This is a genomic window from Vibrio sp. R-1, from assembly GCF_035615595.1.
In the GTDB taxonomy this organism is placed as follows: Bacteria; Pseudomonadota; Gammaproteobacteria; order Enterobacterales; family Vibrionaceae; genus Vibrio; species Vibrio cholerae.
Genome location: NZ_WPDC01000112.1, coordinates 1 through 9,637 on the forward strand (window position 1 = coordinate 1; position 9,637 = coordinate 9,637).

The window sequence follows — 9,637 nt, forward strand, 5'->3', positions numbered from 1 at the left end:
GTTGGTGCATGGCTTAAACCGGCATGAATGCCGCCTAACGGTCCCGGATAATCTGGAAACTCATCACTGATCACCGGCGCAAATTGTTGGTATTGGCTTTGGTTGCGATTGGCGTTGATGAGCAAAGTCGGCGTTTGTGGGGCCAACTTATCGATCACATGTTGAATCAGGGGCTGACCATTCAACTGGATCAGGCCTTTGTCTTGTCCCCCCATACGGCTGGCTTGTCCGCCAGCAAGAATTACCCAGCTAGTGTCGGAAGGTTGAAGCGTGGGAAGTGTTTGTGTGGTTATCATTGTTTTCTTTCACAATTTGCAGCAAAGGCGACTCAATCAATTGACGATCTTTAATCCACCACTGCTTTTTACACAGCGCCGTGAGGGCGTTGGTTTGGTGGCTAGTGATGACAAGACTGGAGCCGCGCTCTAATAAATCTCGGGCCATTATAACCAATCTCTCGATAGATTCTTGATCCAATGACGCACTCGGCTCATCCATCAACAAAATAGAAGGTTTGAGGATCCACGCTCGCGCCATCGCCACGCGCTGTTTTTCTCCGCCGGAAAGCACAGAAATATGCTCATCGGCCAGTGTTTCTAGCCCGACCATACGCAAGGCCGTGATCACTTGCGCGCGTTTTTCATGCGCAGACAAGCCACTGAAACGAATGCCGTACACCACATTTTGATAAACAGTGTCATCAAACAGGTAGGGGCTTTGATGAAGATAGACAACTTCTGAGGTCGCGGAAGTCAAAAACAAGCGCTGCCACCAAGGTTTACGGCCAAGCACTCTACCATTGCTCGGCTCTAACAAGCCCGCGAGAATTTTCAATAAGGTGGTTTTACCCACACCATTGTCGCCCTTAAGGTAAATGGCATCATTAGGGCCGATGGCGATCTCGGGAATATGAAATAACACGCGATCTTTAAAACGCATGGAAAGCTGCTGTGCGGTAAGTTTGATCGTCACGATTGGCCTTATGTCCTTAAATAGCCTTTGCCCCGTAGGGAAGAGAGCAGAAAGTTGAGCCCTAGCGCTAAGGCAAGCAGCACCATACCCAGCGCCACACCCTGCGCAAAAGCGCCTTTATTGCTTTCCAATGAAATGGCCGTTGGGATATTGCGGGTCAAGCCCATGATATTGCCACCGACCATCATTGAGCAGCCAACTTCAGTCACGATACGGGAAAAACCGGCGATGGTGGCGGCCATTAAAGGAAAGCGCGCTTCCCAGACTAAGGTTGCAAAGAGTCTAGGTACGGAAGCTCCCAGTGTCATTGACGTTTCGAGTGAGCGGCGATCGGTCGATTGCAACGCACCATGCATCATGGCAACCAGAATCGGAAAACAGATCAGTGCTTGACCTAAAATCATCGCTTGCTGGGTAAACAGCATCTGCCAATCACCCAGTGGGCCTGCGCGTGAGAGCAACATATACAACAACAAGCCGATCACCACAGTCGGAACCGCTTGCAAGGTATTGATCAGCGAAAGCAGCGTCCATTTACCGCGAAAGTTGGTGTACGCCAGCACAAAAGAGAGCACCACAGAGGGGATGAGCACCAGAGCAATGGCCGTTAGCGAAACACTAAAGGAGACCGCAACGATCTCCCATAGCTTAGGATCTAGACTCACCAACAGATGCAAGGCATCTAGGGTTGTTTGCCAAAGACTCATCGAGGATTACTGCTTGTCCGCATTGGCCACAAAGAGTTGTTGGCCATTGACTTTAAACTCGTTAATCAACTGCTGGCCTTTAGGGTTCACCAGCCAATCACTAAACACTTTAGCGGCATGATATTGGGTGGTTGGGTAACGCTCAGGGTTGACAATGATCACTTGGTAAGGGTTAAACAGTTGCTCATCACCTTCAAACAGAATCTTGAGAGCCAACTTATTGTTGTAAGCCAGCCAAGTCCCTCGGTCGGTCAGGGTATAAGCCTGCATTTCTGACGCCATATTCAGTGTTGGACCCATGCCTTGACCAATAGAACGGTAGCCACCGAAATTCGGTTCAATCTTGTTTTGTGCCCAAATGCCGAGCTCTTTCTTGTGTGTGCCGGAATCATCACCACGTGAGATAAATACAGCGCCGCTTTTAGCAATATTTTCAAATACTTTCGCGATGTTCTTTTCATCGGCGATTTTAGCCGGATCACTTTCTGGGCCAACCACCACAAAGTCGTTGTACATCAGTTTACGGGGTAGAACCCCGAAACCTGCCTCAACAAAGCTGGCTTCGGCTTTCGGTGCATGGGTCATCACCAAATCCACATCGCCGTTTTCGCCCATTTTCAGTGCTTTACCTGTACCTGTGGCGATCACATCCACTTTATAGCCCGTATCTTGCTCAAATTTTGGCAGGAGGTAATCAAGCAAGCCAGAATCGTAAGTACTGGTGGTGGTCGCAAGACGAATACGAGTGTCATCGGCACTGGAAGCAGAGTAACTGACTAAAATGAGCGAAGCTGCCGCGAGGGTAAAGGACGTTTTTTTCATTGTGAATTCCATGACGATACGTTGGAGGTTAAGTCAGCGAGCTAGATCAGCTAATACACTGATAACACTGAATGAAATCAATTGCTGATGAGTTTATACGAAATAGAGGTATAGCAAATGGGATGCCAACGTCATTCTTACTCATTGAGGGCTATTTCCCCTGCAAAAAGTCGGTGATTTGTGGCAAATCTGGCCTAAAGATAGTGACACTTTAAACCGTGTGGGACAAAATGTCGCAAATTATGCCTAGCCAATGTAAGGTTAATTGAGTCGTTCTGTCTCAATACGTTATGGAATCCCTCTATGTCACCAGTTTTGGATCTCAATCAAACCCATTTATATCAAGCCTTCTCTGTTTTAGTTGTCGATGACGAAGTCGGTATGCAACTGGTGCTCAAAAAAGCGCTGAGTAAATGGTTTTCGCGCGTCGATTTGGCAGGCAGCATTGAAGACGCTGAGGTGCTGCGTGGTGAGCATCACTACGACTTGCTGATTTTAGACATCAACCTACCAGGACGCTCAGGGATTGAATGGGAAGAAGCGTTTACCGATCCGGATCACCGCGCGGATGTGATTTTTATGACCGGATACGCAGATCTAGAGACCGCCATCAGCGCTCTCAAACTGGGGGCAAGCGATTTTATCCTCAAGCCATTTAACCTCGAACAAATGCTGCAAGCCGTGCAACGCTGTATGAATAAACGCCTCAATGAGCGTTTGCAGTACGCCTTGCAGCGTGATTTTCAGCGCCACTGCACAACACAAATCATTGGCAGCTCAGTACAAACTGAGTTACTCAAGCAGCGCATTGTTCAGTTTGCTCCGTCGCGCGCTTCGGTGCTGATTGAAGGAGAATCGGGTACTGGCAAAGAGCTGGTCGCACGCGGCATCCATGAAGCGAGTGGTCGACAAGGCCCCTTTGTGCCGATCAACTGCGGCGCGATTGCGCCAGAACTGCTGGAAAGTGAACTGTTTGGGCACACCTCTGGGGCATTTACCGGCGCGAAGAAGAGTCGTGAAGGGCTGTTTCGTGTGGCCAACGGCGGCACTCTGTTTTTGGATGAAATCGGCGAAATGCCACTCACTATGCAAGCCTCGCTATTACGGGTTTTAGAACAACGCGCGGTGCGACCGGTGGGTTCGGAAAAAGAGGTGAGTGTGGACGTGCGAGTGGTGGCCGCCACCAACCGCAATCTGCAACAAGAAGTCGAAAATGGACGTTTCCGCGGCGATCTTTACTACCGGCTTAATGTGCTGAAAATTGAAGTGAGTCCACTGCGTGAGCGCAAGCAAGATCTGCACGAACTGCTGCCGTTTTTCACCAAAATGCTCTGTGCGGAACTGGGGATGCCAATGCCTAAATGGGCGTATGAAGATATCTCTTCGATGCAAGACTATGATTGGCCGGGCAATATTCGCGAGTTGAAAAACTTAATTGAGCGCTGCTTGTTATTGGGCAAACCGCCTGCGCATTATTGGCGAGAGCTCAATGGTCTGCCTATTCATGCAGAACCTGAGGTGACAATGTCACCAAGTGTCGATGCCAAAATTTCCTCTGGTGACAATGTCACGCAACCCAGCTTGGGATATCCCAACGATTGGCCTCTGCGTGCGGTGGAAAAAGCACATATTCAGCAAATTGTGGCCTTGTATGAGGGCAATAAATCGGCCGCCGCCCGCGATTTAGGCGTGGCACGTAAAACGCTGGAGCGTAAATACAAAGAGTGGGAAAGCGAGGATCTCAGCCATGAAAGCTAAATGGGCTTGGTGGCAAAAATGGCGACACCGTTTTCAAACCACCGTGCGCTATCGGCTGTGGATTCTGACCTCAGCGCCGATTTTTCTCACACTGTTGGCGCTGATTGCGATCACCATTTACTGGTCACTACACTACACTTGGAACAGCGCTTTAATTGATGTGTCTGAGCGGTTAGGCGTGGCGCAAAACAGTGTAACTCTGCTGCAACAGAAACAAGCTAATCACGTGCGCGCTTTTGCTGAGTCGTACGATTTCCGCAAGCGTCTACAAGAGCCGGAAACCCTCAGTACCTTGCCGCATTGGGTGCAAAATCAAAAAAATCGCTATGGCTTAGATTTCTTAAGTTTTGAGCGTGTGGATAGCTTAGAGCAGAAGTTTCGCTATCTCGATCTCACCAAGCGTGAATCCTTCTTTGATGTACTTAGTGCCGATGAGCTAGAAAAGCTCGATCCCGATTTAGTCAAGCAAGCTCAAATCCCGATTCTTAATTCTCAACAGATCGAAACTCGGGGATTAGTCAGTCGTACCGTGATTCCAGTGCGCAATGACTTCGGTGACATCATAGGTTTTTTGGATGGTGGTTTATTGCTCAACAACAGCACAACCTTAGTCGATCAAATTCGAGATCTTATCTACCCAAGCCATCAAGACCAGCTTCGCCCAACGGGCACTTTAACTCTTTTTTTGGATGACTTACGAGTCAGCACCAACGTACCACTGGATAGCACAATTCACGCTGGGCGCGCGATAGGCACACGGGTGTCATCCGAAGTGTTTAACCAAGTGCTCAAAGGTGGTCAGCAGTGGGTTAATCTGGCGTATGTGTATGATGCTTGGTACATCACCGCGTATCAGCCGATTCGCGATCAATACAATAACGAAATTGGCATGCTGTACACCGGCTATTTAATGTGGCCGTTTTTAAAAACCTATGTCACCAATATTTTAGAAGTCGGGATCACCACGCTTTTCCTGCTGGTGATTTCAGGCCTGTTTGTGTACCGCGGCTCGCGCGATCTGTTTCGTCCTATCGAGCGCATTCACCGTGTAGTGAAAATGGTGCAACTGGGTAAAAACCAACGTATCGGGCAACTTGGGCTTGACGACAAGCACGAACTCGCTCAGCTTGCGAAGCAATTCGACAACATGTTGGATCAATTGCAGCAACGGAATGAAGAAATCGTACAAGCCGCACATGAGTTAGAAGAAAAAGTGCAGTCGCGCACCGCCAGTTTGCAAGAGAAAACCGCGCAGCTTGAACACCACATTGCCTTGCTTAACCAAACGCGCAATAAGTTAGTGGTGCATGAAAAACTGGCTGCACTTGGTGAGCTAACCGCTGGGATTGCCCATGAAATCAATAACCCTACCGCCGTGATTCTCGGTAATACCGAGTTAATTCGTTTTGAGCTTGGTGCTGACGCGAGCAGAGTCGAAGAGGAAATTGATGCCATCTTGCTGCAAATTGAGCGGATCCGAAACATCACCCGTAGCTTGTTGCAATACAGTCGCCAAGGCGGTGTACAGGACGAAATCACGTGGCAGCACGTCAATCCGATCATTGATGAGAGTATTACCTTAGTCAAAACCGGTTCGAAAAAGCGCGACATTGAATTTGTGCTGGAACTGAAAGCGCACAATTCGGTGGAGGTCAATCGTCATCAACTGCTACAAATTTTGGTTAACCTACAGATGAACGCGATTCATGCCATGAACGGCAAAGGTCGTATCACTATTCGTAGCGAAGATTGGGTTGAAGAGGGGCAAAACCGCGGTGCGGTGATCCATATTGAAGATCAAGGGTGTGGCATTAAGCCAGAAAACCTCAAACGTATTTTCGATCCGTTTTATACCACCAAACGTGAGGGGACAGGGCTTGGGCTTTCCGTATCACAAAGTTTGCTTAGCCAGTCTGGCGGAGAAATTAAAGTGCACTCTGAATTGGGCGTGGGTAGCACTTTCAGTATCTTCCTGCCTTCCAAAAATGAAGCGAAACTTCGCGAGACCTTGCTGCTTCAATAATCCCCCTACGAAAAGCTCGTTATTTTGTTGGTCATTTCACTTGAGATGACTGACTTTCATGCGCGTTATGTAAATCAGGGCTTGTAGTCTGGGCGCTGAACAAGTAACGTTGCGCAGATTTTTCTATTTGTGATCCCTGTCAGCTTAATTTAGCCACTCGAAGTGCGCCGTTTTAAGTGGGCGGGAATGTTAACGCACTAAGGTACAGGCTTTGATTTCTACAGCGAATATCACTCAACAATTTGGCGCTAAGCCACTGTTTGAAAACATTTCAGTTAAGTTTGGCGAAGGTAATCGCTACGGTCTAATCGGGGCAAATGGCTGTGGTAAATCCACCTTCATGAAAATCCTCAGTGGTGAGCTCGAACCAAGTGGCGGTAACGTAAGCTACGATCCGAACGAGCGCGTTGCTAAGCTGAATCAGGATCAGTTTGCGTACGAAGAGTTCACGGTGATCGATACCGTTATCATGGGTCACAAAGAGTTGTGGAAGGTAAAACAAGAGCGCGACCGTATTTATGCGCTGCCAGAAATGACCGAAGAAGATGGTATGCGTGTTGCCGATCTCGAAGTGGAATTCGCTGAGATGGATGGCTACATGGCGGAATCCAAGGCGGGTGAACTACTTCTCGCGGTGGGTATTCCTCTTGAGCAACATTACGGCCTGATGAGCAGTGTGGCTCCGGGTTGGAAACTGCGTGTGCTGCTGGCGCAAATCCTGTTTGCAGATCCAGATATCATGCTGCTTGATGAACCGACCAACAACTTGGATATCGACACCATTCGCTGGTTGGAAGATACGCTGAATGCGCGTAACTGCACCATGATCATCATCTCGCATGACCGACACTTCTTAAACTCAGTGTGTACCCACATGGCGGACTTGGATTACGGCGAGCTGCGTATTTACCCAGGCAACTACGACGAATACATGACCGCGGCCACTCAAGCGCGTGAGCGTCTGTTGTCTGATAACGCGAAGAAGAAAGCGCAAATTGCTGAGCTACAAACCTTCGTAGCGCGTTTCTCGGCGAACGCATCGAAAGCCAAACAAGCGACTTCTCGCGCAAGACAGATTGATAAGATCAAACTGGATGAAGTGAAGGCATCTAGCCGTCAGAACCCGTTCATTCGTTTTGAACAATCGAAAGAGCTGTTCCGTAACGCCCTGATTGTTGAAAACCTCAGCCAAGGTTTTGATCATGATCTGTTCAGCAACTTCAACGCGATTTTTGAAGTGGGTGAGCGTGTCGCGATTATCGGTGAGAACGGTGCGGGTAAAACGACACTGCTCAATACTTTAGCGGGTGTACTTGAGCCGCGCAGCGGCAGCTACAAATGGTCTGAAAATGCCAATATTGGTTACTACGCGCAAGATCACGCTCATGAGTTCGCCGAAGATCTGAACTTGATGGAGTGGATGGGGCAGTGGCGTCAAGAAGGCGATGACGAGCAAGTGGTGCGCAGCTTCTTGGGTCGTATGCTGTTTGGCCAAGATGACATCAAGAAATCCGTGAAAGTACTGTCGGGTGGTGAGCAAGGTCGTATGTTGCTTGGCAAACTCATGATGCACAAGCCAAACATGTTGCTGCTCGATGAGCCAACCAACCACATGGATATGGAATCGATCGAGTCTTTGAACAACGCCTTAGAGCAATATAAAGGCACGCTATTCTTTGTATCGCACGACCGCGTATTCGTAGACTCACTGGCAACCCGCATCATTGAAATTCGTGATGGCAAAATCACTGACTTCAAAGGCACTTACGCTGAGTTCCTGAAATCACGTGGCGTTGAAGGCTAAGTTTCCTAAGCCAATATTCTGCATGCAAAATAATACTAAGAGCCTCTATGTGAGGCTCTTTTGCTATCCGAAACACGTTAAAAACCTCTATGGTGCAAAAACGTTGCTATGCTTCTTCACTGTGGCCTTTCACATCAAACACCACTTTGTCAGCGCCACTGTACACATGGAAGCGACGACCTGAAGCGCGGGCAATCGTGGTAATGCCAAAACGTTGCGCCAGCTCAAGCCCCATTTGAGTCACACCCGAGCGCGATAGCAGCACAGGAATCCCCATCTGCGCCACTTTAATCACCATCTCGGAAGTTAAACGACCTGTGGTGTAAAAAATTTTGTCATCCCCACGCATGCCATTGAGCCACATTTCACCGGCCAAAGTATCCACTGCATTGTGGCGACCGACATCTTCCACAAAAGAGATCACCCGATCCTCTTGGCAAATTGCGCAGCCATGCACCGCGCCGGCTTTTTTGTAGGTATCGTTGTAGTGAGTCAATGCTTCCAGAGCAGCGTAAATTTGTGATTGTTTAATTGGTTGTTGTGGTACTTGGTAATTCTCAAGCTGCTTCATCACGTTGCCATACATGGTGCCTTGGCCACAGCCAGAGGTGACGGTTTTTTTCTTCAGTGCAGGCTCTAAATGGTCAATGTTCTCACGGGTCACTACCGCGGCCGAATGGGTTTCCCAATCGATGATGATGGAATCGAGCGCTTCCGGATCGGAAATAAAACTTTGGTTCTTCAAATAACCCAGCACTAAAGCTTCTGGCCGCGAACCGAGCGTCATCAAGGTCACAATCTCTTTCCAGTTGAGCAGGACAGTGAGAGGGCGTTCACAGGCGATCGATTTCACCAGTTTTTCGCCGTATTCGTCATACACTTCAACTTCAATGGTTTGCAGAGGATTTTCGCTGGTTTTGATGATGGAAGGTTTAGCCACGCTGGATTCCTGTGTGATGTTCGCTTTATTCACCGCCGATCTGTCAGTGCAAATCTTGCGGTAGAGCGAATAAGAAAAAGTGCCGTCAATGTAGCAAAAAGGGTGCCGAATCAAAAACAAACTGCACAAAAGTGATGATGTTGCTCTACTTAAAGCAAGGTACTGGTACCCATGGCGCAATTATTGCTTTAATTTCAATTCTGATTGTTAATTTAGTATGGGTTATGACTGAACAAACTTCTCCTGAATCCTTAACCGATGCCGCTCATAGTAAAACCGACAGCGCTTGGCCGCTCGCTTGCAACCTTGAGCCGCGTTCGGTCTCACGTGGCCGTTGGCAAACCACGCAGTGGGTATTGCACAGTTTCAGTTTAACGCCAGAGGCGCAGAGTCAATATGTCGCAACCTTACACTTGTATCGTGACGAGCGTACTGACTATCGCTTTAACCTCAGTTCACAAGCGCCAAAGCTGTTCTTGGTTGCCGAAGATCCGATTGAAGATCAGCCGCTTAAAATCGTGCAATTGACCGCATCGCAAGCCGTCGCCAGCCGTTATATGGACAGCGATTATCTGGTGCTGTCGGCCGATATGCCGCTACCCGTTCAGGCG

9 protein-coding genes are annotated in these 9,637 nt (G+C 48.6%); 4 read left to right on the forward strand and 5 right to left on the reverse strand.

Annotated features, from left to right (window positions below; genetic code table 11):
• The 4 genes from mobA to GOU96_RS15915 form a co-directional block, all read right to left on the reverse strand.
• Positions 1-296: molybdenum cofactor guanylyltransferase (mobA, locus tag GOU96_RS15900; RefSeq protein WP_324702012.1), on the reverse strand; the 296-nt coding region annotated here is incomplete at its 3' end.
• Positions 250-972: an energy-coupling factor ABC transporter ATP-binding protein gene (locus GOU96_RS15905; protein ID WP_000152993.1), complete on the reverse strand. Its 723-nt coding sequence runs from the start codon at positions 970-972 to the stop codon at positions 250-252. The genes mobA and GOU96_RS15905, both read right to left, overlap by 47 nt.
• A gap of 8 nt (positions 973-980) precedes the next feature.
• A complete protein-coding gene (locus tag GOU96_RS15910) occupies positions 981-1,679 on the reverse strand; it encodes an ABC transporter permease (RefSeq protein WP_000061034.1) in 699 nt (232 codons plus the stop codon).
• Between the two features lie 6 nt (positions 1,680-1,685).
• Complete coding sequence (locus tag GOU96_RS15915) at positions 1,686-2,501, reverse strand: substrate-binding domain-containing protein (protein ID WP_181743329.1); 816 nt, start codon at positions 2,499-2,501, stop codon at positions 1,686-1,688.
• 303 nt (positions 2,502-2,804) lie between these two features.
• On the opposite strand from GOU96_RS15915, the gene GOU96_RS15920 reads away from it, so the two are divergent.
• From GOU96_RS15920 to GOU96_RS15930, 3 genes are all read left to right on the forward strand, one after another.
• Positions 2,805-4,259, forward strand: coding sequence for a sigma-54-dependent transcriptional regulator (locus GOU96_RS15920; protein ID WP_113628799.1), 1,455 nt, complete (start codon positions 2,805-2,807; stop codon positions 4,257-4,259).
• Positions 4,249-6,282 carry a sensor histidine kinase gene (locus GOU96_RS15925; protein WP_267781142.1) on the forward strand — a complete coding sequence of 678 codons (2,034 nt, stop codon included), beginning with the start codon at positions 4,249-4,251 and terminating at the stop codon, positions 6,280-6,282. The genes GOU96_RS15920 and GOU96_RS15925 overlap by 11 nt, the downstream gene beginning before the upstream one ends.
• A gap of 211 nt (positions 6,283-6,493) precedes the next feature.
• A complete protein-coding gene (locus GOU96_RS15930) occupies positions 6,494-8,086 on the forward strand; it encodes an ABC-F family ATPase (RefSeq protein WP_000625973.1) in 1,593 nt (530 codons plus the stop codon).
• A 106-nt stretch (positions 8,087-8,192) separates the two neighbouring features.
• Here GOU96_RS15930 and fdhD read toward each other — a convergent pair whose 3' ends face one another.
• Complete coding sequence (fdhD, locus tag GOU96_RS15935) at positions 8,193-9,026, reverse strand: formate dehydrogenase accessory sulfurtransferase FdhD (protein ID WP_001118356.1); 834 nt, start codon at positions 9,024-9,026, stop codon at positions 8,193-8,195.
• Between the two features lie 224 nt (positions 9,027-9,250).
• Between fdhD and GOU96_RS15940 the strand changes: the two genes are divergently transcribed.
• Positions 9,251-9,637 (forward strand): DUF3305 domain-containing protein (locus GOU96_RS15940; RefSeq protein WP_324702013.1); only part of this gene is annotated, 387 nt, incomplete at its 3' end.